Origin of the sequence: Maribellus luteus, assembly GCF_003576475.1 — a bacterium.
In the GTDB taxonomy this organism is placed as follows: domain Bacteria; phylum Bacteroidota; class Bacteroidia; order Bacteroidales; family Prolixibacteraceae; genus Draconibacterium; species Draconibacterium luteum.
In genome coordinates, this window is record NZ_QWGR01000266.1 from 1 (window position 1) to 526 (window position 526).

Consider the following 526-nt stretch of genomic DNA (forward strand, 5'->3'; position numbering starts at 1 on the left):
AGCGCAGCGAATAGATGTCGTAGAGGAAGCGGTCGGTCATGGCCAGGAAGGCGAAGGCGGCGATGTCCTTGCGCGCGGGGATCGCGCCGTCGCAGAGGCTTTCCAGCTTTTCGGCGAGCGTCGTCGCCCAGCCGCCGCGGACCTGCTGGTAGTAGGCGCCGAAATCGGCGTCGACCTCTTCGAGGTGATAGAGGGTCTTCATCAGGGCTCGCGAGGCCGAGAAAGCGTCGACGAAGACGGCGTTCAGGGCGAGCAGGGAGGCGAAGGCGGCGTCGCCGGGCCTGATCTCGACCCGCTCCAGCGCCAGGGTGATGTCGGCCAGCCGTTCGGACACGATCGACAGCACCAGTTCGCGCTTGTCCTTGTAGTGATGGTAGATCGCGCCCCGGGTCAGGCCGCTGGCCTCCTCGATGTCGGAAAGCCGCAGCTCCTCGTAGCCGCTGGTATCGAGCAGGGTCAGGGTCGCCTGCCGCATCCTCTGCAGGGTAAGCTGGGAATCCTTGCGGCGTCCGGTCGGATCGGTGAC

1 protein-coding gene is annotated in these 526 nt (G+C 66.2%); it reads right to left on the minus strand.

Features of this window, described 5'->3' with window-relative positions; genetic code table 11:
- Positions 1-526, minus strand: a 526-nt coding sequence (locus tag D1614_RS25010; RefSeq protein ID WP_147384419.1) for a TetR/AcrR family transcriptional regulator, incomplete at both ends; no start/stop codon positions are given.